This window comes from Chryseobacterium sp. SIMBA_029, assembly GCF_046535275.1.
Lineage (GTDB): Bacteria > Bacteroidota > Bacteroidia > Flavobacteriales > Weeksellaceae > Chryseobacterium.
The window spans coordinates 311057-334636 of the sequence record NZ_JAWRXA010000006.1; the positions used below are offsets into that span (position 1 = coordinate 311057).

Genomic DNA, 23580 nt, shown 5'->3' on the forward strand with positions numbered 1-23580 from the left:
TACTAAATTTACGACCTCATGAACTATTCTTCATGCATAGAATAAATGAAAAAACTTCCTTTCGGAAGTTTTTCTCTATCGTTATTTAACGTACATTGCTTTTTTAATTTCCTCTTTTACTTTTTCAAGTTTAGGGAACCATTCTGCAAATAATGCAGCTGAATAAGGAGCAGGAGCATCAGGAGTCGTAATTCTCTTGATAGGAGCATCCAGATAATCGAATGCTTTCTGCTGTACCATATAAGTAATTTCAGAAGAAATAGAGGCAAATGGCCAAGCTTCTTCTAAGATAACTAATCTATTTGTTTTCTTTACGGATGCTAAAACAGTATCAAAATCCAAAGGACGAACGGTTCTAAGATCGATAACTTCTACAGAAATCCCTTCTTTAGCCATATCTTCAGCTGCCTGAATAGCTAACTTCATGATTTTTCCGAAAGAAACTAAAGTAACATCTGTACCTTCTCTTTTAATATCTGCTTTTCCGATTGGCAAGTAGTACTCTTCTTCAGGAATTTCCATTTTATCACCATACATCTGCTCAGATTCCATAAAGATCACAGGATCATTATCCTGGATCGCTGTTTTCAACAATCCTTTTGCATCATAAGGGTTGGAAGGAACCACTACTTTAAGCCCCGGAACATTCGCAAACCAGTTTTCAAAAGCCTGAGAGTGCGTAGCTCCTAATTGACCTGCAGAAGCAGTAGGACCACGGAAAACGATCGGACAGTTCCACTGACCACCACTCATCTGACGGATTTTCGCTGCATTATTGATAATCTGATCAATACCTACCAATGAGAAATTGAACGTCATATATTCTACAATCGGTCTGTTACCATTCATTGCTGCTCCTACCGCAATCCCTGTAAAACCAAGTTCTGCAATAGGTGTATCGATTACTCTTTTAGGGCCAAACTCATCCAGCATCCCTTTTGAAGCTTTATATGCACCATTGTATTCTGCAACTTCCTCCCCCATTAAAAAGATGGATTCGTCTTTACGCATTTCCTCGCTCATTGCCTGTGCAATTACCTCACGAAAAGTATATTCTGCCATATTTATTTGAAAAATTTAGAGTACAAAAATAGTGATTTTTTATTATACACATCATAAAAAAGGAATCACATTGACTGTAATGCCTTCATAAATTTTATTTATACTCAATTTTATTCCGCTCTGCTTAATTCTTTATAATTTTTCTTAAGATTGGCCAGAACTTTTCCGTATGTTTTTTTATAGATCACATATAATAAACAAAGCACCACAAACAATACGATTCCAAAAATTACATAATTTCCAAATTCAGGAACAAAAGTATCCGGATGGGTAGTTCTGTAAGGATTTCCACTTCCACCATCATGAATACCTGCCATAAAATCTCTGGTATACTCATTAAAATGAAATATATTATCCACAATAATTAATAATAAGGATATTCCTGCATATCCTAAAATAGTATTCCTTAGGTTTAAAATCGTTTTCATTAATGCAATACTGGTAGATTCAGCTTTCATTCTTTGGTATAAATAGATTACCAGTACAAAGAAAACAAGGAATACAACCGTTCTTTCTACAGGAAACTGATGATAGAAATATCCATATACCGTCCATATAAGCATTTCTGCCAGGCCTATCAGAAATAAAAACTTGGCCGCTGATGTAGAATTTTTCTGTATCATTTTATAGATTTCCTGTTCTGAATATATTGTAAATTCATCAGAATCTTTATTCCAGTCTTTTTTTAAAAGTTCTAATTCGTCCATTTTATCCTGCGTTTATTTTTTGTTTTAAATTATTTTTGGCTCTATTCATTTTCACTCTTGCATTTCCTTCTGTAATTCCAAGAATTTCTCCAATTTCTCTGTAAGGCTTATCTTCCAGGTACATCATGATCAATGCTTTTTCAATATCAGAAAGCTGATAGATTGCCAGGTACATCTTCTTTAATTTATATTCATCATCTTCATAAGCTTCATATTCTATTTTGAGAGTGGAAAAATCTACTTCTGACTGCTTAAGTTCTTTTTTCTGCGGTTTTTTAAAAAGAGTAATCGCTGTATTCAGAGCAACACGGTACATCCAGGTAGAAAATTTAGCATCTCCTTTAAAGCCGGGAAAGGATTTCCATAGCTGAATAGTAATTTCCTGAAAAAGATCTTCATGGTCTTCTGTATTATCGGTATATATTCTGCATATCTTATGAATAAGCCTTTGGTTCGGTTTAAAAAAATCCACAAATGTTTTTTCCAAATCTGAGTTCATACTTTATGAGTGTGAAAATTTTATTTTCGTTACACTTTTTTCAAAAAAAAACGGCATCTCATTGCTGAAATGCCGTCTTCTTATGTATTGTAACCTGATTAGTTTACTTTTTGCCAGGTCTGTGTTCTTCCCATTAACGAGATTCCCACATATCCTCTTACATTCAGTTTATCTCCGGTTCTTGTAATCGTACACTTGTATGTTTTACCTGTTTTAGGATCTGTAATCGTTCCACCGGTAAATTCGTCACCGTCTTTTTTCAGTCCTCTGATGATTTCCAGCCCCAAAATAGGCTTTCCTTTTCTGTCATCTTTACATACCGTACAATTAGGATCTGCAGGCTTTATAAGCAGTTGAGATACTTTACCATAATAGCTTCCGTCTGCCTTTTTATAGATTTCTACAATTGATTTCGCCTGTTTGGTTTCATCATCTATTGTCTTCCATTTACCTTCTATTTGCGCAAAAGAAAGTACACCAAATAATGAAAGTACGAATGTTAATAATAATTTTTTCATATTTTTTATTGTTTTGATTCTAATAAAATATTTTTGTTATCTATTTAATGCTAAAAATATAAATTAATTTCAAACAAACAAAAACTTTTATTATCCTTCACATATATAACAATAGATATACCAACTTATTAATTTAAACAGCTGCTCAACATTAGTTGAGCTTTCTATTGATTACTCTGTTCATATAATCCTGATACCATGCTTTTGCCATCAGCTTTCCTGATTCTACTTCAGGGCTCTTAAGTTTATTCATAAGATTATTTTCAAGCCCAAGATCGCTCTTATCATAAACTCCACCGATTTCTTTTCCATCAAAGCGATAGATATAGTTCCCGATGATAAACTGCTCTGAAGAACCGTCTGAATTCACAATAATGGCAGGATATTTCTTGTCGCTCACCAAACTCCTTCCCCAGCTTCTTATTTTCTTGTCATAGCCGATCAAATCTGCCAGCGTAGGATAAATGTCAATCTGCTGCGCCACTTCAGGGTTCACTCCTTTGAGTTGGTAGGCCGGATTTGGAGAGTAAAAAATAAGCGGAACGGCAAAACGATTCATCGGTTTCTCATATTCCGAATAATAAATCTGGTTGGTATGATCTCCCGTGAATACAAATATCGTATTGTTGAACCAAGGTTCTTTTTTAGCAGTTTCAAAATATTTCTTAATGGCATAATCCGTATACTGTATCGGTTCATGCATTTCTATTTTTCCTTTTTTAAATTTACCGTTATACTTTTCCGGGATTTTAAACGGATGGTGCGATGAAGCCGTGAAAACAGTGGTCATAAACGGCTGTTTCTTCCCTACATTCTTTGCAAAATACTGTAAAAACGGTTCATCCCATATCGCCCACATTCCGTCGAAGTCTGCATCGTTATTGTATTCCGTTTTACCGAAATAATGTTTAAATCCTAAGATATTTCCAAATCCTAAGAATCCCATAGATCCATTCGGTGCCCCATGATAAAACGAAGTATCGTATCCCAACTCATTACACACAGAAACAATAGACTGAATTTTCTGATTGGAATATGGCGAACTGGTAAACGCATCCGTAAGGCTCGGAATGCCTGCAAATACACTGCTCATCCCATGAATAGACTGTCTTCCATTGGCAAATGTATTCGGAAAAATTAAACTTTGTCCGGCAAGGCTGTCTATGAAAGGAGTATATGAAACATAATCTTTGATATTTTTATCTTTATTGAACGCTCCTGAATATTCTCGTCCAAAAGATTCTACAATAAAAATGACAATATTGGGACGGTTTTCCACCTTCCTGTCATACATTTTATAAGGCTGAATATTGTCATCTATATATTTTTCGTCTACAAAATGAACTTCTTTAAAATTATTTGTTCCTAAGGTTCTGAAAAATGAAAATGTACTGTTCAATACAATATTTCCCTGAATCGGATTGGTTACAAAACGGTTGGCATCCACTAAATTAATAGGTCTTGTACTGTGCTTGAAATCGCCACGGATTCCGCCAACCACTAAAATAGCAGTAGCACAAAGCATGACAACAGACCAGATAAAGTAAGGAATAAGCTGTACAGGCTTTCGTTCGGTAATTTTTACTCTTTTATAGAGAAAAACCCAAACTCCCATTAAAACAATAAACCATATAAGTACAAAAGGGTGCTGTCCTACGGAAACCATAAAAACTTTCCCCACATTGGATTCATGTTTGGCGACATCCAGAGCGGTAGACGTTAATCTTGCCTGTGAAAATTTATAATAAATGAAATCGCCGAAGTTCATGGCATAAGCAATCCCATTGGTAATGAAATACAGCCAGAACAAAACCTTCTGATATCCTTTCTTTGTATTGATAATGATAGGAATAATGCTCAGCAGGATAAAGAGCGCATTCACATAGAGAATCGCGGTCGTATCGAAGGCGGTTCCATGAAATGCCAGATTGAAATAATCTGAAACTGAATCCACTTTTATGAGCTCTTTATTAAAATACCAAAACAAAAGCCGGGCAATCTGATAAAAAACATATGCTAAGAAAATCCGGTATAGAAGGACCAGAACTTCTTGTTTTCTAAATTCTTTAAAAAATTTCATTCGGCAAATTTACATCAAAATCATATTAATGTATTTTTTCCTTCATAATATTTCAGGATAAAATTTTGAAAAACTGTATTTTTGTTGCCATGAATTTCATAAAAAATAATCTTGCCAATTTGCTCACCCTCGGGAATTTATTTTCCGGATGCGTTGGGGCGATCCATCTTATTTTAGGTGATTATCAAACGACTGCCATCTGCCTTATCCTCTCTTCTATCTTTGATTTTTTTGATGGATTTGTAGCTAGGGCTGTCCATTCTAATTCAAACCTCGGGCTCCAGCTCGATTCTCTTGCCGACATGGTGAGTTTTGGATTGATTCCGGGACTTACGATGTACGCTGCATTAGGCCCTGGAAATGAACTCCTTGGATTGCATTTTCCTTTTGAAATACAATACATTGGTCTTCTGGTGACGGTTTTCTCCTGCCTGAGGCTTGCTATTTTTAATCTTGATGAGGAGCAGCGGTATTATTTTAAAGGATTGAATACTCCCACCAATACAGTCTTATTATTCGGATTATATTATGCATTTAAAGAAACGAATGCTTTCAGCTTTCTGTTTGAAAGCCCATTGTTATTGGTACTCTTAACCATCCTTACTTCATGGCTTTTAATAAGTCCGATAAAAATGATGGCTATGAAATTCAAATCCAAAAAACTGAAAGATAATTATCCGAAAGCTGTATTACTTATTGGTGGAATTGCCATTTTAGCGATATTCCAGATTGTAGGAATCCCGATGCTTGTTATTTATTACATTCTGGTATCATTGGTCTTCCAGAGACAGCTTGGGTAGATTTCATATAGTAGACTTCGATATTACATTTCAGGGTTAGACTTTGCCTATCCGCTGACAATCAAATTATAAAAATTAAAAAAATGAACTTAAAATTATATAAACCGCTCTGTATTTTTGACCTGGAAACCACTGGAACAAACATTGGAAAAGACAGGATTGTTGAGATCTGTATCTTAAAGGTGAATCCTGATGCTTCGAGAGAAAGCAAAACATGGCGCATCAACCCGGAAATGCCTATTCCTAAAGAAACCAGTGAGATCCACGGAATTTATGATGAAGATATAAAAGATGCTCCTACTTTTAAAGATATTGCTTCCAAAGTGATGGAAATGATTGCAGGGGCTGATTTAGGAGGTTTTAATTCCAACAGGTTTGATGTTCCGTTATTGGCTGAAGAACTTTTAAGAGTAGGTATGGATTTTGATCTAAGTAAATTCAAGTTAGTGGATGCACAGACGATCTTTCATAAAAAAGAACCCAGAAATCTTGGGGCAGCGTATCAGTTTTACTGTGGAAAAACATTGGAAAATGCACATTCTGCAGAGGCTGATGTAATGGCTACTTTTGATGTGCTGGATGCCCAGGTGGGTAAATATGATGATCTTCCCAATGAGATTGCTGCTTTGAGCGAGTTTACCTTCCATAACAAGAATGCTGATCTTGCCGGGCTTATCGGTTATAATGAAAAGATGGAAGAGGTGTTCAATTTTGGAAAATATAAGGGACAGGTAGTAAAGGCAGTATTTCAGAAGGATTTAGGTTATTTCGGATGGCTTCAGAATGCTGATTTTCCACTATACACGAAGAAAGTCTTCACAAAGATTCAATTGTCAAGTAAATTTTAAAAAATGTCAAAATTAGTTCGTTTTAAATTCTACGAAACTGCTCTTGAAGCCAACAGAGACAAACAGATTCTGGCTGAAAACGGGGTCAACAGCTTTATTGCTAATGAACTGCTTATCCAGTCCGACTGGCTGCTTTCTCAGGCGGTAGGCGGTATCCAGCTGCAGGTTTTTGAGGAAGACACTGAAAAAGCAAAGGAGGTTTTACAGGATTATAAAGACAACGAACAATTTTCTCTGGAAGTAGAGCATACTATTGAAAACCCTGAGTTCGATTTTGTATGTCCAAAATGCAATTCCAATCATATTTACAGAGATGATAGCGCTACAAGTTTTTTCGGAATTTCTATTCTGACAAGCCATAAATTTATCTGTTATTATTGCGGGAATGAGTTTACACGTTAGATGATATGAAGATGCCTAAGCGAATCCTTAAGTTTATCTTCATTGGTATTTTCTCAATACTTATTCTTCTTATTGGGTATTTTTATATTACATGGAACAGTATTACCATTGACGAAAATTTATCTAAACAAACCATTTATAAAACGTTTGACCATCAAAAACAGGAGTCTATTTTTGGAGGGGAAAGTGATGAGATTAAAACAAATAATTTCAGAGTAAAAACAGATAGTCTGGAAGGTGAATATTTTAACTGTCATTTATCAAATAATCCTTTTTTGAAAATAACATTTTCTGCAGGTGATGGATATAGCGGAGGCGGATATAGTATTGATATTATCAATAACAGGTACCAAGTTTCTCCTTATCATTATACAGACAATATAAAACCTTTTACGCTGTTTGAAGATGAAGAATATTATAAAATTCTAAATACGAAGCTCGTTCTTAACAAAGATTCTTATAAAAAAGGAGACTCTATTTTTGGATATGCAGAGCTCAAGATTCAAAAAAGATATGGCCCGGAAAAATATTTTGTAGAAGGAAAAGGATATTTCAAAGGAATTATACAATAAATTATCAATGTCATTGCGTAGGGTTTCATTTCGCTCTCCGATGACAAAAAAATAAATAACAAAAGAATTATGAAAATTATCTGCATAGGAAGAAATTACAGTGAACATGCCAAAGAGTTGGGAAATGAAATTCCTGACAAACCTGTGATCTTCATGAAACCTGATACAGCTGTTTTAAAAGGAAATGATTTTTACATTCCGGAATTCTCTGATGATGTGCATTATGAACTGGAAGTGGTGGTAAAAATCTCAAAGGGCGGAAAATATATCCAGAAAGAATCAGCTGGCAAACATTATGAAGAAATTGGTTTAGGTATTGATTTTACAGCAAGGGATCTTCAAAGTGATTTAAAGTCTAAAGGGCTTCCGTGGGAGCTTTCCAAAGCTTTTGATGGTTCTGCTGTGGTAAGCAGTTTTTTCAAAAAAGAAAATTATAATCTGGAAGCGCTTCAGTTTTCATTATTAAAAAACAAAGAGAAAGTTCAGGACGGCAACAGCAAAGACATGATCTTCAGTTGTGATGATATCATTGCTTTTGTTTCGCAGTACTTTACTCTGAGAGTTGGTGATCTTATTTTCACGGGAACTCCAAAAGGGGTTGGCAAAGTGAACGAAAATGATATTCTGGAAGGATATCTTGGGGATGAAAAAGTGATTGATATTAGAATATTATAGGTAATTTAATAGGTGTTCTGGCGTTTTTTTCTTATCTTTAAGTAGCAAAATTAAAGGTTATGATAAATATTGTAGTGCCCGTAGATTTTGGGGACAAAACAGAGCAGCTTATAGAAGGTGCCGTTAAATTCGCAAAACAACTTAATGGTAAAATTTTCCTCATCCATGTTGCTCCTTCAGATATTGGATTCGCCATCGGTGATATGGGGTTCCAGTATTTCCCAGAGGTTGAAGAAAACGAAATCAGACAGGAATTGGTTCAGCTTAATACCATTGAGCAGCAGATTATTGCACAGAATATAGACTGCGAGCATCTTCTGAAACAAGGCATTGCCAAGGATATCATTTTAGAATATGCAGGTTCCAAAAATGCTGATTATATTGTAATGGGTTCCCACGGAAGAAGTGGAATTTATGATGTATTTGTAGGAAGTTTAACCAAAGGAATTACAAAAGATTCCAGCATTCCTGTTTTGGTACTTCCTATTCATAATTAAGGAAATTAAATTTTAATCGTTATTATAAAAAAACCGATCAAACATAGAGTCTGATCGGTTTTTTACTATATAACCAATTAATTAACCTTCTTTTTTATAAATTTCAGGATCATAATATGGATTCTTCCCTTCTGTAGGAGAGAAATAGTCCTTATCTTTATTTCCGCCAAGACCTACTACCAATACATAGCACCAATAGATGAACATTACACAGCAGACGGTGAACAATATCCAGTTTAAAACATTTCCAAATGTCTCAAAAAACCCGAAGGTCCACTTGAAAACTTTACTTAAGAATAACCAGAAAGACGTCATTATTTTCCTTTTTTAAATTAACTTTGTACAAATTTATAAAAAATGTTTAAATTACTTTCAAAAGAAAGCAATATTTTTTCAATTCCTGTTTATATTGGTTTTCTTCTTTTAGTAGTAATAATATTTAACATACTGAATTTCAATACGTATGAAGCAATTGTTGCCGGAATAACATTTTTGGGAATTGCCTTGGGATATTTCTGTTTTCACAGTATCGCGCTTAATTATCAGACTCATCTGCCGTTATTCCTGTATACCTTTTTTGTTTTCGGGCTGTATCCCGGAAATTTAGACATTGGTATTGCGGTTTCTCTTCTTACGAATTCTTTCCTGCTGATGCTGCTGACAAGTGCCGATGAAGATATCAGGAAAAAATCGTATGTGCTGGTAGGAGCTATTGTGGCATTAAATTTTATTTTTCTGCCTACTACCTGGCCTATGGCTGTTTTTGTAATTATTCACGTGATTGCTACCTCGGAAAAGATCAGCCTGAATTTGTTCAGGTTTATTTTAGGAACTGTTTTGATTGCGTTCAGTTATTTTTCTCTTATGTTTTTCTTTGGGTTCACTTCGTGGAATATCGATTATTTCCCATTTAGAAAAATGAAACTGGTAACGGATTACACGGATTTATTTCCTTTGATTCCTATTGTGCTGATGCTCATTTATGCGGTGTATGATCATTTTAAAAATTACAATAAGAAAAGTCCGGTAAGCAGATATAAGTATACGTTCCTGCTTGTTTTTTCAGTAGCTCAGTTGGTTAGCATTATTTTATATATGAATAAGAGCTATGAGTATTTATTGCTTTTAGCCTTTCCCACCAGTATTATTTTAAGCAGAATGCTGCGGTTTCTACCTAAGTATTGGATGCGTGAGGCAAGTTTATGGCTTATTATTGTTAGTTTAATTACCTTTAAAGCAGGTACTTATTTTGATTTATTTTAAAAAATTATGATTCAGATAGACGATAAATTGATTTCTGAGGAAATATTTTCCGAAGAATTTGTTTGCAACCTTACGAAATGTAAGGGTGCATGTTGTGTGGAAGGGGATGTAGGTGCTCCCTTAGATAAAGATGAACTTGAGATTTTAGATAGTATTTTCGATAAAATTAAGCCTTATCTTACTGAGGAAGGCGTCAAGGCTCTTGAAGAACAGGGGACATGGACAACGGATCCTTCAGACGGAATGTATGTAACGCCTATGGTGGAAGACCGTGAGTGCGCGTATGTAACTTTCGATGAAAGAGGTATTACAAAATGTGGTATTGAAAAAGCTTATGAAGACGGAGCGATCACATGGCAGAAGCCTATCTCATGTCATCTGTACCCGATCCGTATTACAGAATATTCTTCTTTTACGGCACTGAACTATCATGAGTGGAATGTTTGCAGCGATGCATGTACCCTAGGAAAAGAACTTCAGGTTCCGGTGTATAAATTCTTAAAAACACCCCTGATAAGAAAGTATGGGGAAGAGTTCTATGATGTGCTGACGGATGCAGCTGATGAATGGAAAAAAGAATATGGAAATTAAAATACAAAACCGCAGACCAGAACAGTCTGCGGTTTTTATTTGGAATTATATTTACTTTAATTTGAAACTCCTGCTTTAATAACAGCGGGTTGAGCGTCTTCTTTTTTAGCATTTTCCCATCCGTCTTCCGGCATCAGTGTCGCGGTTATTCTACCTTTTGTAAGGTATTTCTTAGCCACATCCTGAAGATCTTTCACGGTAAGTGCTTTTACTTTCTCCTGATGGTTCAGGATATCATATTTATCGCTTCCATCAAGCTGGTTTTTAGCCAGGCCATTCATCCAGAACATATTATCTTTCAGATGGGTTTTATTATCATTGTACTCCCCTTCTTTGTACTTGTCCAGGTCTTTCTGATCAGGACCTTTATCAATTAATTTCTGAAGTTCGGTAACAGCACTTTTTGTTAGCTTTTCAGCATTTTCAGGTCCACATGGGAAGCTGATACTGAAATTGTAGGCACTGAAAGGAATTTTAGTCATTCCTCCTCGTGCGCCGCCGCCATAAATACCGCTTTCATCTTCTCTCAATTTTTCGATCACCTTAATGGTTGCCACCTCACCCAATGCAGACAAAGCAAGCGCATCTTTTTCGTCGTAAGGAGTCTCGCCACTATAAGTAATGGATACCAAACTCTTCGGATCTTTTCCTTTCTTATATACTTTGGTGTAATCTCCCGTTACCTGTCTGTAACCCGTATCTTTGAAGGTCGTAGTTTTTCCTGCTGACGGAAGACTTGCAATATATTGAAGGACCTCATCTTTAAAAGTAGCCTCATCAATATTTCCTACAAAATAGAACTGGTAATTTCCTGCGTTGGCAAATTTCTCTTTATAGATATCATATGCTTTTTTATAATCTGTATTCGCCCAGTCTTTTTCCATTGGAATCAGTCCGATAAATCTCGGGTTTTTCTGATTCATGAATTTTGCATGTTCACTTGAAAAGTAAAACTGCGGGTTAGACATTAAATTATTCAGCATAGCAGACTGCTTTTCTTTATAGGCATTAAATGCTGCCGGATCGTAGTTTAATCCTGTGAAATAGGCATAAATAAGTTCCATAGCTGTTCCCAGATCTTTCTGTGTTGTTTTCCCGGAAATACCTTCTGATAAAGGTCCGATTGATGGATTTACAGAAACCTGTTTTCCGGCGAGATAGTTGGTAAGATCAGATTTTGAAAATCCGTTTACTCCTGCTTCTGATAATGCAGAGAATGCAAATTGCGTTTTATTAAAATCAGCATCCGGAATAATGGAATTTCCTCCTAAACTTCTTGCTGTAAATACAATTTCGTCGTCTTTAAAATCTGTTTTCTTGAAAGTAACTTTTGCTCCGTTGCTTAAAGTCCATGTGGTAGTCCCCAGCTTGGCATCAGATTCCGTTTTGGCAATCTTCCCCTCAGATTTGAAAGGTTTTACCAGATTTTTAATCGTTGCTTTTTCCTCGTAAGGTTTAAGATCAGCCATTTTTACTGACTCAAATGTATTCAGAACCATAGCTTCTGTAGGCATCGTAATGTTGTCCTTTTTAGGCCCCGTAAGCACAATTACCCTGCTATCGTCTCTTACCATTTTTTTAATAACATCATTGGTTTGCGCCAGTGTTATAGAAGGAAGGAAAGATTTTGCATCTTCATATTCCCAGGCAATTCCCGGCATCGGTTCCTGCTCCAGGAAGTTTCTTACATATTCGTCTACCAGCATATCACTCTCTGTCTTACTTCTGTTATTGTAAGAGCTTTCAAGATTAGACATTACCTGAGACTTTGCTCTGTCAAGCTCTGTTTGAGTAAATCCGAATCTTTTTGCTCTTTCTACTTCTTCCAGCAAAACTTTAAGAGCATTCAGTTGATTTCCGTCTTTTACCATTGCAAAACCCTGGAAAGCCTCTTTACTTCTCGCATAGGTTCCGCCATGGTACACGGAACCATAAGTAAACGGCGGATTTGCTGAATTGATTAATTCTCTTAACCTGTTGTTCAGCATCGTTGTAGCAATATTCTCAACCATACTCTGGTTATACTGCTGTACTGTAACATCCGGTGTATAAGCTTCAGTATCTTTCATGATAAACTGTACCATAGAATTGGTAGCATCAGGATCTGTCTCTATCGCAACCAGCGTTTCTTTATGGTTGGGAAGGTCAAAAGTTTTTCTCTCCCTTGGTTTTGAAGGATTTTTATACTTGCTGAAGTTATCTTTGATTTTCTTTTCTACTTCATCCACATTGATGTCTCCTACCACTACAATGGCCATCAGATCCGGTCTGTACCAATCCTGATGGAACTTTCTGATCACATCCGGTTTGAAATTTTGAAGGATTTCTTTTTTACCAATCGGTAATCTTTCTGCATACTGAGATTTATATAATAGTTTAGGTAAATATTTATCTTCCATTCTTTTGTCTGCTCCCAGTCCTAATCGCAGCTCTTCCAGAACAACTCCACGTTCTTTATTGATCTGCTCATCGGAAAGTGTAGCATTGAATGCCCAGTCTTCCATTACTTTTAATCCGGCATCCAGATTTCCTGGTTTATCGAGTGGAACCGGAAGCATATATACCGTTTCATCAAAGCTGGTATAAGCATTAAGGTGCTGTCCGAATTTCACCCCGATAGACTGTAGAAAGTCTACTAATTTATTATCCGGAAAGTTTTTGGTTCCATTAAAGTTCATGTGTTCCATGAAATGGGCGAGTCCTCTCTGATTTTCATCTTCCAGAATAGATCCGGCGTTGATAGCCAAACGAAAATCCACTTTCTTTTCCGGCAGTGTATTTTTCTTAATATAGTACTTCATTCCATTGGAAAGTGTACCTGTTTTCACAGAAGGATCCGCAGGGATATTCTGTGCAAAACCTTGTGCAGACATTAAAAAAATGACGGCAAAAGAAGAAATAATTTTGTTCATACAGTTTAATTTTATTTTCAGCTTAAAAATATTAATTCTTCACTAGGTGATATTAAAATTATAGTTAAAGTTGAGTTAAAATTAAACATATATCAAAAAAGCCGGGAAATACCCGGCTTTTTCTATTGTAAAATACATTTTTTATTTAAAATCTGCATCGGTAACGCCAGAGTTCAGAACAACCTTAGTTGTTTTGATGCTAATTTTCTGTCCGCTTCCTTCTGCTTCAATCTCAGCAGGGAATTTAATTCCGTCAACAGTCATATAGCTTTTTACTGTTGCTTTTCCTTCAGGAGCATTAGACGTGTATAAAAGTCCTGTAGCAACATCAAAATAGAATTTCCCTTTGTCTGAAGAAAGTACATTGTAGTCTTTCCCATCTAACTTCTCAACCGTAACAGTTTGAAAGTTGGCCGGATCATATCCTAGAGCATCAATCATTTTGGTTTTTTTCAAGTCAGCAATTTTATCAGCAGGAATGTCTGTTTTCTGTCCCATTTGGTCAAAATATCCTTTTTCACCATCAAAAAGCTGGGTCATCTGCTGTCCCATTACACTTTGTACGGACTTAAATTTGTTTCCCATTTTTTTAGTCGTCATGGTAATCTCCATTCCCTGTACAGAAAGAGTATTATCAGTAATGATTGTTTTTATACCTTCTAATTTATCTTTTCCTCCTAAAGCTTTTATATAGTTATCAATAACTTCTTTAGGGGTTAATTTAGATTTTGTAGCTTCCGTTGTAGCAGGAGCTGTACTTGCCTTTTGTGCGGCTACTGAAGTAGAAAAAACTACGGCACAAAAAAACGGAATGATTATCTTTTTCATATATACATAAGTTTAGAATGTAAATATATGAATATTGAATGAAATACAATTAGTGTGGTCTGTCAATAAAAAAAGCCGCCAAAATTGGCGGCTTCAAATATTTATATCAGCTATAATTATTTCTTAAGTTCTTCTAAAAATTCGTCATGCGAAATTTCAGTTTCTTTTTTGGAAGCTTTTTCAAGAATTACATCTTTCAATTTAGCCATAGCTACTTCAGAAGAAATTTGTCTTACCTGCTCCTGGTCTTTCAACATTTCAACAGCATATTTCTGGATTTCTTCATCCCCTAAGTGGTGGATTCCGTAGATTGCCAACTGGTTTCTTACCAACTGCTCAGCCTGAGCTAAAACATCAGCATAATCCAACTGGATTTCGTTATCAGTCATCAATTTACCTTCGATGATCTGGTATCTCAACTGGCTTTTTTCAGCTTCAAGGATTTCTTTTGCCTGCTCTTCAGACTGGATATTCTGGTTAGAGAATAATAACCATTTAACAAGGAAAGCTTCAGGAAGTGCTACTTCTTCTTTCTCTGTTACCTGCTCTAATACTTTATTCACAAAGTGAACATCAGCATTTTGCTGGAAATATTCGTCTAATTCTGATTTTACTTTTTCTTTAAGCTGCTCTTCGGAAGTGATATTTCCTTCTCCGTATACTTTATCGAATAATTCCTGATTAAGTTCTGCCAGGTTTAAGCTGTAGAAATCTTTTACTTTAACTTCAACTTCAGCGTGGTGTAAGTGCTCAACTTCTTCTTTAGTGAAACCTAATTCTTTAGCTAATTCTTCGTCAGCAGCAAGAGTTTCTTTTGAAACTTTTACAGATCCGTCCATTTTCAAAGCTTTTACCAATTTGAAAGCTTCTTTGTTTTCAGCAGTAATGGTAGCATTCTTTGGGTGGTGGTGGTGCTCTCCTTCAGCATCTTCTTCTACCACCTGAGAAATTTCTAAAGCAATGTAAGAGTCTTTAGTAATTTTATCTTGTGGAACCTGCTCAGCGAAACGCTTCTGCATGTTTTCGATGCTCTTGTTGATTTCTTTTTCAGAAGCTTCTACTTTGTAGTGAGGTGCTTCATATTTAGCTAAATCTATTGTGAAATCAGGCTCATACCCTACTTCAAAAGCAACTTCAATTTGATCAGCATTATAGTCCAATTGGTTGACTGGCTGAGGAACAGGCTGTCCAACTAATCTTAACTTGTTATCGTTAACATATCCGTTTAATGCATCAGACACTTGTTTGTTGATTTCTTCGAATGCAATACCTGCTTCATATTGTTTTTTAACCATACTTAAAGGCACTTTCCCTTTTCTGAATCCAGGAACTTGCGCATTTTTAGCATAATTAATCAACTGCTTTTCTACTCTTTCTTTGTAGTCAGATTTTTCCAATGTCACTGTAAGCAATGCACTTACGGCATCATGGTTTTGTGCGGTAACCTTCATTATTGATTAAAATTTTAGGTTGCAAAAATATGAATTTTTTATGAAAATACCCTATTAAAGATAAATTCTTCGCCATCAAATATTTATAAATAAAAAAACCGCTGAAAAATCCAGCGGTTTTATTTTTACAGCAATCTGTTTAATTAATAATATTGTATAAAGCCTGGGCATCTGTTTCTCCTCCTGACTGGATTCCATACACTACTCCATTTCCACTTACTGCCGAAGCTTCGGAAACACTTACCGGCTCATGGTATAACGTAAGAACCAACTGGCTTGTTGCCGCTGCATTTCTCACAGCTGTATTCACTACCCATTTTGTTTTAAGACCTACATGCTTACTATCTGCTCTTGTAGAAGAGGCATCATCCGTACGGGTCATTACGATATCAGAATTGGGAAAGTTATACACTAAAAAGTGCTCGTCTTTTGCCGTTCTGATCTCTTCTGTAGCATCTTCATCACCATTTTTGAAGATAACTTCAACGTTGTAGGTGTGTCCATCTACTAATTTCACATTAGGGTTCGTTGTACTGTTCACCTGATAATCGTAGGTTATAGTTGCTTGTGTAGCTGCATCCGTTACTTTCAGCAATACATCAGAAAGTTCTTCCTGCGGAAGATCATCTTTTTCATCATCGCTCCTGTTACAAGAGGTTAAGCTTAAAGAAAAAGCAATCATTAAAAGGCCTATTATAAGTGTTGTATTTTTAAAAATATTTTTCATTTTTTTAAATTTTAATTAATTAAAATTGGTATTTAAGAGTGAGTATAAAGTTTCTCCCCATTTCATCGGAGAAAAAGCGCAGTCTATTCAGATAATCTCTGTAAGCGCTGTCGAATACATTTCGTACGGAGAAATCCACTCCGAAGTTTTTAGTCAGATTAACCCCTGCCTGAAGGTTCCAAAGTGAATATCCCTTTGGAGGAGTAGAAATATCTACTTCCTGTTTATAAGGATTCCCGTCTGTATCATATCTTCTTACAAAAATATTGTACACAGGAAATCTCGTTTGTTTAAGAACCGTTGTATTACTTACGTTAACATAAAAGTTCCGCCATTCTTTTTTGCTGAATTCCAATGAATTATTAAAATTAGCCGGCATCATCATGATAAGGGGAACATCGTGGGTAAGATCCTGACCGTATACATAAGAACCGCTTCCTTTGTAGGATAAATTATCATTGATTTTAAGGGCTACATCCAGATCCACACCATACATTTTTGCATCAATCTGCTGGTATCCGTACACTACAAAATCTCCGCCCCATTGGGTATTGCTGTATCCGGTAGGAACCTGATTAATGAAGTTTTTAGTATAAAATAAATATGGATTTACAGAAATATTCAATCCGCCAAGAACATTGAATTTGGCATCAGCAACCAGATTAAACTGGTTTCCGGTTTCATTTTTAATGTTCATATCTCCTTTTTCAATGATGGCTGCAGAATGATGCAGTCCGTCTGCAAAAAGTTCAGCAACATTGGGAGACCTGGAGACTCTCGCATAATTCAGTCTCAAATTGAAATTGCTTGTCGGATGATACGTAAAGCCTACATTTCCGGAAAAATTATTATAATTCAGTTCCGGTTTTGTAAGGATTCTGTTCTGGTTGACTCTCACTACGAAGTTGGAGAAATCGGCAGCATAGGATTTGTTCCAATCGCTCAAATCGTACCATTTGGTCACTTCATAACGGTCAAAATCATATCTTACCCCAGCTTCGGCATCCAATTTCGGGGTTAATTTATATTTGAAAACAGAATAAGCACCGCCATAAAACCGGTCATAATTAGGAACCAGACGTCTCGCCTCCGTGTCTGGATTGGAATAATTATTCTGGTATCCGCCATTAATTCCTGTTTCAAGATTCCATTTTGTTCTTTCAATTAAATGATTAACATTGAAATCGTTCGTGATCAGTTCCAGGTCTAATCCCGGTGTTTTGCTGAGTTCCTCCGTACGCCGGATATCATATTCCTTCCTGTGATTATACTGAAAACTAAAGGTTGCGGTGATCTTTCCAAAGTTCTCAAACCGCTGGTAGGCAGATATTTTAGCAATATGATGCTCTATATCCTGTCTTGGATTATCAATATCATAGCTGAAGTTTCTTTGGTAAAGAGGTTCTTTACTGGTAAGGGCTTCGGCCATGTCTTCTGCAGAACCGGTATGGGAACTTCTCAAAATTCCGATAGAGCTGTTGGTTAAATAATAATCAAAAGAAATCCCACTGTTAAAAGTTAATTTCTGAACTCCAAAATTAAACCCGGAACTCTGAACTCCGGTATTCATTAATCCGTAATTGGGAGCCTGTAAATCGCCCAGTCTTTTAAAACTTCCATTTGTTTTAATTGCCCAGCCATTTTCCCAGGTTTTCGCCAGTTTCACATTAAGACTTGCTCCACGGCCGTTAGAGATTCCGGACAGGGAAACCGCTCCCATGATGGTATCTTTTTTAGGTAAGACCTGAGGTTCCAGCACCACGACACCACCAATGGCTCCGCTTCCATATTTCAGGGCAGAGGCTCCTTTTATGACATCAATATGTTCAAAATTATTGATGTCAACGTTCGGTGCATGTTCTACTCCCCATTCCTGTTCTGCCAGTTTTACTCCATCATTAAGAATAGAAACCCGGCTTCCGTACAGTCCGTGAATAACAGGTTTTGCGATATTATTCCCTGTTTTCAGCACATTAACTCCTGAAATATTGGTGAGCAGGTTTCCTAGATTTTCGGTAACATTTCTGGAAATCGTTGCTTTATCCAACGTCTTCACGACGATACTTCCGTTATTTTTATGGCTTCCGTGCAGTGTCACAGTTTCAATATCATGGCTGTGATGCTCCAGGGTAATGGTAATATGAAGATCCTTGGTAACTCCTATATTTTCAGTATAATCATTACAATCAGGATGCTTTGCAATGAGAATATAGGTTCCCGCAGGAACTTTGTTGAGTGAAAACTTACCTTTTTCATCTGTTTTGGTCGTAAAATCACCAATTTTCACGACTGCGTTTTCAAGCTTGCTTTTGTCATGGAAATCCTGAACAGTTCCTTCTACAGTGTAAGTTTTCTGTGCGTTTGTAAGTGCTAATCCACAAAGGATCAACAATAAACTATATATCAATTTCATTGTAAATAGATTGATTGTGTACTCTTTAAAAAGTACATTTTTGTAAAAATTTGTTGGGTAGATTTTTTTGTAAGAGGCAATTCGTAATGTGTAAAAAGTATAATGTATTATGTACATTATATTTCTACAAAATTCATTTACCCCTGGTATTCTTAAAGTACGCTATGATCATTAATGGTATAAAGCCATTAAAAATCAATACTACTTTTAAAAATTCAATAAAAATCCGTTAAAATCTATCAGTTATGAAATTGCGGGAGGCCCCCGAAGTTGAAAAGTAAATTTAGTCTGAGACCATATTTTCTCCTGAATGGCAATAACCAGCTTTATTTCTTGCGTATAGTGCTCAAAATTGAAGATAAATTCTTCAGGAACCAAAGTATGCCCTGTCGCTAAGAAATGACAAGCCAGACAATCGCCGACTTTTTCTTTGTTGGTATTTTTTGCAAGGGTATTTTCTGTTTTTTTAAGATTAAAATTCTTAAAATAATCTACAGAATCATGATGGTGAAAACTTTGAGAAAACAGCGCAATAAAGTATATCCCAAACAAAAGCTTGGAGATAAAACTCTTTAAAATTCTGCTTTCTTTAAAAATCATATGTCAAAAATATGAAATAATAATTTAAATTTTACATTAAGTTTCCTAAATGCTTAGTAAAACTTACTTACAATACGTCGAAGCGATTACTGTTTTGTTACAAACACCTCTGCTTTGTTCAGTATCACATGTCTGCTCATACTTTTATTAAGTACTTACATCCGTCTCATACTGAACGAAGCCAAAGTATTTTATATCATTGATTTTTATTAATCTAACTGAGATCCCAAATATTCCCACTCCTGAAGAGCAAGCTCCAATTCTTCTTTGGTCGCATTGTATTTAGCCAGCGTTTCTTCAGAAGGATTTTCTTTGGTGAAAGTAGCTTCCATTCCTTCTATGGCTGTTTCAAGCTCAGAAATTTTATCTTCTACTTTTTTTAGTTTATTCTGGATGTTTTTATGTTCTTTACTCAGTATTGCAGACTGCTGACTAGCTGGAATCGGTTTTACCTCTGCTTTTGCTTCAGCTTTAACCCTTACTTCTTCTTTTTCGTCTTCATTGTGAAGTTTTGCTTTTTCAGCGGAGATTTCTCTGATGGATTCTTTCTGTCTGAACTCAAGGTATTCATTGACACTTCCCAGGAATTCTTTCATTTTCCCATCACGGAATTCATAGATTTTATCACAAAGTCCCTGAAGGAATTCTCTGTCGTGAGAGATTACAATTAAAGTTCCTTCAAATTTCTGTAACGCCAGCTTAATAATTTCCTTAGACTGAATATCCAGGTGATTGGTCGGCTCATCCATAATCAACGTGTTGAAAGGACGCAGCAACAATTTACAAAGCGCCAGACGGTTTCTTTCCCCTCCGGAAAGCACTTTTGTTTTTTTATTCACCGCCTCTCCCTGAAATAAGAAAGATCCTAATAAATCTCTTACTCTTGGACGGGTGTCTTCCGTTGCAGAATCTTCAGCTTCTTCTAACACTGTTTTATTAGGGGTCAACACTTCTTCCTGATTCTGTGCGAAGTAACCAATATTTACATTATGTCCTAAATTCCAGGTTCCTGAGTAGTCTTTGATATCTCCGGCAAGAATTTTAGCCAGGGTTGTTTTTCCCTGTCCGTTCTGACCAAGAAGAGCAATTCTATCTCCTCTCTGAACAATGAAATCTACTTCGTCAAAAATCTGTTTTTTCCCGTATGCTTTCCCCAGATGGTTCGCTTCGAAAATTACTTTTCCGGGAACAACGGATTGAACGAAACGGATATTGAATTTTGAAACGTCTTCATTATCAACTTCAATACGGTCTATTTTATCTAATTTCTTAATAAGTGACTGGGCAAAAGATGCTTTGGTTGCACTTGCACGGAACTTATTAATGTTGTCTTCCATTTGCTTGATTTCGGCATCCTGGTTCTTTTTAGCCTGAATCAGTTTTTCACGACGCTCTTCACGCATCACCAGATATTTAGTATAATTGGTTTTATAATCATCCACTTTCCTGTTATTCACGTCAAAAGTTCTGTTACAAACCGCAGTCATAAACTGTTTATCGTGACTTACCAGGACAATGGCACCGGGATAATCTTTCAGGAAGTTCTCTAACCAAATGATCGATTCCATATCCAGGTGGTTGGTAGGCTCATCGAGAAGCATTAAATCATTCTTTTGAAGAAGAAGTTTTGCCAATTCGATTCTCATTCTCCAACCTCCGGAGAATTCATCGGTTATTTTTCCGAAATCACTGGCTTTGAATCCTAACCCAAATAATACTTTTTCAATATCACCTTCCAGATTGTAAGCATCATGATGCATCAACAGATCATTAAGCTCCGTCATTTTATTAATCAGGTCCGTATAGGCATCGCTTTCATAGTCTGTTCTTGTTGCCAGCTGGTGATTCACTTCTTCAAGCTCATTTTTCCATGCATTGATCTGCTCAAATGCCTGCATGGTTTCATCCCACACAGTTCTTCCTTTCACAAAATCAAGATCCTGTTTCAGGAAACCAATGGTGATGTTTCCTTCAGGAACCACCACTCCTTCAAAAAAAGTAATTTCTTTGGAAAGCATTTTCAATAAAGTGGATTTTCCCGCTCCATTTTTACCTACCAAACCCACTTTATCATCCTTTTTAATTGTAAAATTCACATTTTGAAACAAATAGTTTCCCGAATGATGTAATCCTAGACCTTGAACAGAAAGCATTTAATGATATTATTAAGAATTAATACTGAATATTTTTCGGGTGCAAAAATACGGAAAAAGAAATGAATAGTCGGAAATAAAAAAAAGCTGCCCCGGAGGAACAACCTTTCTCTATTAAAAACTTATATATTTTATATGAAATCCTCTTTGGATAGTATACAATTGTAAGGAAAATGCCTCCTTCGTTTACTATTTTACTAATTTTCCAACTAATTTTCTCTGTTATTTTTTATTGATATAGAGATACATAGTTTTGATTATTTTTTCTTTAATGTTTCGTATACATAATCATTCAAAATAACTACAATTAAAAACTAAATCCTATCGTATAAATACCCAATTAAACATCCGTATTTTTACGGTACAAGATTACAATTCTGGATTTTAGCAGACTATTTTTTTGAAAATCTCTCTTAAAAAAAGGGGTATCCTGCCAGACACCCCTTTTACACAACCTAAATTTAAAACTGAAAAATTACTAACATTATTATATTTAATTTTTTATTTCATGAGTATTGAACGGCTCCAAATATCATTATTCGGAACATTGGTTCCATACAGAAAGTCTGTGATGAGACTGTCTTCCGGAAGATGCAGATCTGTAGATACTCTTAAGCGGGTTTCATGATCTGCAGAGGTAATACTGGGAACGTTTAATCCGTTATTGATCAGCTCAGCATCAATATTTTCTCCAGACCGTAAGAGTAAATCGTTACTATACAGGCCAAAATTGGCTGAAATATGGGTGTAATCTGCCAGCTGACTGTAATGATAAGCAGGCTTTAGATTTTTTGAAAGATTTTTAAGATATGGTTCCAGTGCTGTATACAGTTCAATTAATAATCCATGCTGCTTCGGATCGATTTCAAAATCTGCCAGACTAAACGTTGTACTGAATATCTCTGATTCTGTATTAGCTTCTTCCAACATTAATCGTCCGTACACTTTAGAAAGGTCCTGATACACATTATCTCTGGAAACATATGCCTGAGAAAGCGCTTCTCCCGAATCTATCTGATAGCCGGAAAGCAGTGAATCCCAAATTTTATTTCCTTCAGCATCTGTTTTTGCATTTCTCACATCTGCAACATAATCATGCAAATCATTGCTGTTGATAAAGTCTGTAGAGATGTAGACCGACTGTGAGGTTTCCAGATATCCTCCTCCTACATCTGCATGGGCTCCCGGAACAAAAACTTCTTTCCAAACAGAGGTCCCAGTTGTACATTCGGTATCCTGTCCGTTTTTTGAGGTTTCAAAAAAACCGGTAAGCGGAAAAAAGAATCTGCATTCATTTACCGCGCATAAATGAAGGGCATTTTCTACTTCCTGGGGTACATTGACATTGTAATCGTTAAAAGGTTTGGATTCTACGGTATCAAAAACACCCAGAAACTTAATGGTAATATCTGCGGACGGATATTTTGCCAGCAGCTGGTTACAGAAATTCCTTGCCAGCATACAGCCTCTGCTGAATCCAAAAATATAAAACTGATATTGTTGAGTAGGATCATTGATAATCTCCTGAACAAAGCTGTACGCCTTATTAAGTTTATCATCTGAAGAATACCCTTCACATCCGGGCGGATTTGCACAAGTGGCCATCGCTATATTGCTGTCTTCTTCTCCTGTCATTGTACCTATTCCTTCTACATATAATTTCTGATCTCCGGTAAACAGATTGAACAGTTTAAAAATATTGGTACAGGCACCGTAATAACTTTCATTAGTTTTAGGAAGTTTATCTGCTGCAGAGGCATTGATCCCGTTATTCCCGGTTCCATCGAAAAAAATTCCTACAGGTACAATATTGTCGTTTCCCATCTGTGTGTTTCGCTTTAATTATTTTATACTTTCTTATGTATATTTTCGTTCTCCGCCGGCCTGTAAAGCTCCATCAAACTAATGTTTCAAATTAACGGCGGAAAAAAAAAGATTACTAGCGTAAAAACAACTAAATAAAAAATTCCGTATTTCTACGG

22 protein-coding genes are annotated in these 23580 nt (G+C 36.0%); 8 read left to right on the plus strand and 14 right to left on the minus strand.

The window, feature by feature from the left end:
* Positions 1 to 81: 81 nt before the first annotated feature.
* From SB679_RS13335 to SB679_RS13355, 5 genes are all read right to left on the minus strand, one after another.
* Positions 82 to 1062, minus strand: a complete 981-nt coding sequence (locus SB679_RS13335) for a pyruvate dehydrogenase complex E1 component subunit beta (protein ID WP_034709939.1) — start codon at positions 1060 to 1062, stop codon at positions 82 to 84.
* A gap of 110 nt (positions 1063 to 1172) precedes the next feature.
* Positions 1173 to 1769 carry a hypothetical protein gene (locus SB679_RS13340; RefSeq protein ID WP_410702803.1) on the minus strand — a complete coding sequence of 199 codons (597 nt, stop codon included), beginning with the start codon at positions 1767 to 1769 and terminating at the stop codon, positions 1173 to 1175.
* 1 nt (position 1770) lies between these two features.
* Positions 1771 to 2268, minus strand: a complete 498-nt coding sequence (locus SB679_RS13345; RefSeq protein ID WP_034709937.1) for an RNA polymerase sigma factor — start codon at positions 2266 to 2268, stop codon at positions 1771 to 1773.
* A 98-nt stretch (positions 2269 to 2366) separates the two neighbouring features.
* On the minus strand, positions 2367 to 2786 hold the full coding sequence (locus SB679_RS13350) for a DUF2147 domain-containing protein (RefSeq protein ID WP_410702804.1): 420 nt from the start codon (positions 2784 to 2786) through the stop codon (positions 2367 to 2369).
* Between the two features lie 151 nt (positions 2787 to 2937).
* Entirely contained in the window at positions 2938 to 4866 is a 1929-nt protein-coding gene (locus SB679_RS13355) for an LTA synthase family protein (protein ID WP_410702805.1), read from the minus strand.
* Positions 4867 to 4955: 89 nt separating this feature from the next.
* On the opposite strand from SB679_RS13355, the gene SB679_RS13360 reads away from it, so the two are divergent.
* From SB679_RS13360 to SB679_RS13385, 6 genes are all read left to right on the plus strand, one after another.
* The gene (locus tag SB679_RS13360; protein WP_410702858.1) at positions 4956 to 5666 is read left to right on the plus strand and encodes a CDP-alcohol phosphatidyltransferase family protein; all 711 of its coding nucleotides are present in this window, start codon (positions 4956 to 4958) and stop codon (positions 5664 to 5666) included.
* 83 nt (positions 5667 to 5749) lie between these two features.
* A complete protein-coding gene (locus SB679_RS13365; RefSeq protein WP_317740928.1) occupies positions 5750 to 6514 on the plus strand; it encodes an exonuclease domain-containing protein in 765 nt (254 codons plus the stop codon).
* A gap of 3 nt (positions 6515 to 6517) precedes the next feature.
* The gene (locus SB679_RS13370; protein WP_410702806.1) at positions 6518 to 6916 is read left to right on the plus strand and encodes a hypothetical protein; all 399 of its coding nucleotides are present in this window, start codon (positions 6518 to 6520) and stop codon (positions 6914 to 6916) included.
* An 11-nt stretch (positions 6917 to 6927) separates the two neighbouring features.
* A complete protein-coding gene (locus SB679_RS13375) occupies positions 6928 to 7488 on the plus strand; it encodes a hypothetical protein (protein ID WP_410702807.1) in 561 nt (186 codons plus the stop codon).
* 69 nt (positions 7489 to 7557) lie between these two features.
* A complete protein-coding gene (locus SB679_RS13380) occupies positions 7558 to 8163 on the plus strand; it encodes a fumarylacetoacetate hydrolase family protein (protein ID WP_410702808.1) in 606 nt (201 codons plus the stop codon).
* Between the two features lie 59 nt (positions 8164 to 8222).
* Positions 8223 to 8660, plus strand: a complete 438-nt coding sequence (locus tag SB679_RS13385; RefSeq protein WP_410702809.1) for a universal stress protein — start codon at positions 8223 to 8225, stop codon at positions 8658 to 8660.
* Between the two features lie 81 nt (positions 8661 to 8741).
* Here the strand turns inward: SB679_RS13385 and SB679_RS13390 are convergent, their stop codons facing one another.
* A complete protein-coding gene (locus SB679_RS13390; RefSeq protein ID WP_034709929.1) occupies positions 8742 to 8975 on the minus strand; it encodes a hypothetical protein in 234 nt (77 codons plus the stop codon).
* A gap of 42 nt (positions 8976 to 9017) precedes the next feature.
* On the opposite strand from SB679_RS13390, the gene SB679_RS13395 reads away from it, so the two are divergent.
* Together SB679_RS13395 and SB679_RS13400 are read left to right on the plus strand one after the other, a co-directional pair.
* Positions 9018 to 9923, plus strand: a complete 906-nt coding sequence (locus SB679_RS13395; protein ID WP_410702810.1) for a DUF6427 family protein — start codon at positions 9018 to 9020, stop codon at positions 9921 to 9923.
* A gap of 6 nt (positions 9924 to 9929) precedes the next feature.
* Entirely contained in the window at positions 9930 to 10514 is a 585-nt protein-coding gene (locus SB679_RS13400; RefSeq protein ID WP_410702811.1) for a DUF3109 family protein, read from the plus strand.
* Positions 10515 to 10570: 56 nt separating this feature from the next.
* Here the strand turns inward: SB679_RS13400 and SB679_RS13405 are convergent, their stop codons facing one another.
* The 8 genes from SB679_RS13405 to SB679_RS13440 all read right to left on the minus strand — a co-directional run bounded on the left by SB679_RS13405 (position 10571) and on the right by SB679_RS13440 (position 23422).
* Complete coding sequence (locus SB679_RS13405; protein ID WP_410702812.1) at positions 10571 to 13426, minus strand: M16 family metallopeptidase; 2856 nt, start codon at positions 13424 to 13426, stop codon at positions 10571 to 10573.
* Between the two features lie 141 nt (positions 13427 to 13567).
* The gene (locus tag SB679_RS13410; RefSeq protein WP_410702813.1) at positions 13568 to 14254 is read right to left on the minus strand and encodes a hypothetical protein; all 687 of its coding nucleotides are present in this window, start codon (positions 14252 to 14254) and stop codon (positions 13568 to 13570) included.
* Between the two features lie 116 nt (positions 14255 to 14370).
* Positions 14371 to 15705 (minus strand): trigger factor, encoded by a 1335-nt coding sequence (locus SB679_RS13415; RefSeq protein ID WP_410702814.1) that lies wholly within the window; start codon positions 15703 to 15705, stop codon positions 14371 to 14373.
* 139 nt (positions 15706 to 15844) lie between these two features.
* Positions 15845 to 16432, minus strand: coding sequence for a hypothetical protein (locus tag SB679_RS13420; RefSeq protein WP_410702815.1), 588 nt, complete (start codon positions 16430 to 16432; stop codon positions 15845 to 15847).
* Positions 16433 to 16451: 19 nt separating this feature from the next.
* Positions 16452 to 18845, minus strand: a complete 2394-nt coding sequence (locus tag SB679_RS13425) for a TonB-dependent receptor (protein ID WP_410702816.1) — start codon at positions 18843 to 18845, stop codon at positions 16452 to 16454.
* Between the two features lie 243 nt (positions 18846 to 19088).
* Positions 19089 to 19445, minus strand: coding sequence for a hypothetical protein (locus SB679_RS13430; protein ID WP_410702817.1), 357 nt, complete (start codon positions 19443 to 19445; stop codon positions 19089 to 19091).
* A 209-nt stretch (positions 19446 to 19654) separates the two neighbouring features.
* Positions 19655 to 21598: an ABC-F family ATP-binding cassette domain-containing protein gene (locus SB679_RS13435; RefSeq protein ID WP_410702818.1), complete on the minus strand. Its 1944-nt coding sequence runs from the start codon at positions 21596 to 21598 to the stop codon at positions 19655 to 19657.
* Between the two features lie 501 nt (positions 21599 to 22099).
* Positions 22100 to 23422 (minus strand): T6SS phospholipase effector Tle1-like catalytic domain-containing protein, encoded by a 1323-nt coding sequence (locus tag SB679_RS13440; RefSeq protein WP_410702819.1) that lies wholly within the window; start codon positions 23420 to 23422, stop codon positions 22100 to 22102.
* Positions 23423 to 23580 lie beyond the last annotated feature (158 nt).

What these genes read in the sequence shown, in the direction of transcription:
- SB679_RS13380 (WP_410702808.1), top strand. Translation starts at nt 7,558, where the DNA reads ATGAAAATTATCTGCATAGGAAGAAATTACAGTGAACATGCCAAAGAG.
- SB679_RS13335 (WP_034709939.1), bottom strand. Translation starts at nt 1,062, where the DNA reads ATGGCAGAATATACTTTTCGTGAGGTAATTGCACAGGCAATGAGCGAG.
- SB679_RS13355 (WP_410702805.1), bottom strand. Translation starts at nt 4,866, where the DNA reads ATGAAATTTTTTAAAGAATTTAGAAAACAAGAAGTTCTGGTCCTTCTA.
- SB679_RS13440 (WP_410702819.1), bottom strand. Translation starts at nt 23,422, where the DNA reads ATGGGAAACGACAATATTGTACCTGTAGGAATTTTTTTCGATGGAACC.
- SB679_RS13340 (WP_410702803.1), bottom strand. Translation starts at nt 1,769, where the DNA reads ATGGACGAATTAGAACTTTTAAAAAAAGACTGGAATAAAGATTCTGAT.
- SB679_RS13360 (WP_410702858.1), top strand. Translation starts at nt 4,956, where the DNA reads ATGAATTTCATAAAAAATAATCTTGCCAATTTGCTCACCCTCGGGAAT.
- SB679_RS13400 (WP_410702811.1), top strand. Translation starts at nt 9,930, where the DNA reads ATGATTCAGATAGACGATAAATTGATTTCTGAGGAAATATTTTCCGAA.
- SB679_RS13370 (WP_410702806.1), top strand. Translation starts at nt 6,518, where the DNA reads ATGTCAAAATTAGTTCGTTTTAAATTCTACGAAACTGCTCTTGAAGCC.
- SB679_RS13415 (WP_410702814.1), bottom strand. Translation starts at nt 15,705, where the DNA reads ATGAAGGTTACCGCACAAAACCATGATGCCGTAAGTGCATTGCTTACA.
- SB679_RS13395 (WP_410702810.1), top strand. Translation starts at nt 9,018, where the DNA reads ATGTTTAAATTACTTTCAAAAGAAAGCAATATTTTTTCAATTCCTGTT.
- SB679_RS13425 (WP_410702816.1), bottom strand. Translation starts at nt 18,845, where the DNA reads ATGAAATTGATATATAGTTTATTGTTGATCCTTTGTGGATTAGCACTT.
- SB679_RS13405 (WP_410702812.1), bottom strand. Translation starts at nt 13,426, where the DNA reads ATGAACAAAATTATTTCTTCTTTTGCCGTCATTTTTTTAATGTCTGCA.
- SB679_RS13375 (WP_410702807.1), top strand. Translation starts at nt 6,928, where the DNA reads ATGCCTAAGCGAATCCTTAAGTTTATCTTCATTGGTATTTTCTCAATA.
- SB679_RS13350 (WP_410702804.1), bottom strand. Translation starts at nt 2,786, where the DNA reads ATGAAAAAATTATTATTAACATTCGTACTTTCATTATTTGGTGTACTT.
- SB679_RS13410 (WP_410702813.1), bottom strand. Translation starts at nt 14,254, where the DNA reads ATGAAAAAGATAATCATTCCGTTTTTTTGTGCCGTAGTTTTTTCTACT.
- SB679_RS13435 (WP_410702818.1), bottom strand. Translation starts at nt 21,598, where the DNA reads ATGCTTTCTGTTCAAGGTCTAGGATTACATCATTCGGGAAACTATTTG.
- SB679_RS13420 (WP_410702815.1), bottom strand. Translation starts at nt 16,432, where the DNA reads ATGAAAAATATTTTTAAAAATACAACACTTATAATAGGCCTTTTAATG.
- SB679_RS13390 (WP_034709929.1), bottom strand. Translation starts at nt 8,975, where the DNA reads ATGACGTCTTTCTGGTTATTCTTAAGTAAAGTTTTCAAGTGGACCTTC.
- SB679_RS13385 (WP_410702809.1), top strand. Translation starts at nt 8,223, where the DNA reads ATGATAAATATTGTAGTGCCCGTAGATTTTGGGGACAAAACAGAGCAG.
- SB679_RS13430 (WP_410702817.1), bottom strand. Translation starts at nt 19,445, where the DNA reads ATGATTTTTAAAGAAAGCAGAATTTTAAAGAGTTTTATCTCCAAGCTT.
- SB679_RS13345 (WP_034709937.1), bottom strand. Translation starts at nt 2,268, where the DNA reads ATGAACTCAGATTTGGAAAAAACATTTGTGGATTTTTTTAAACCGAAC.
- SB679_RS13365 (WP_317740928.1), top strand. Translation starts at nt 5,750, where the DNA reads ATGAACTTAAAATTATATAAACCGCTCTGTATTTTTGACCTGGAAACC.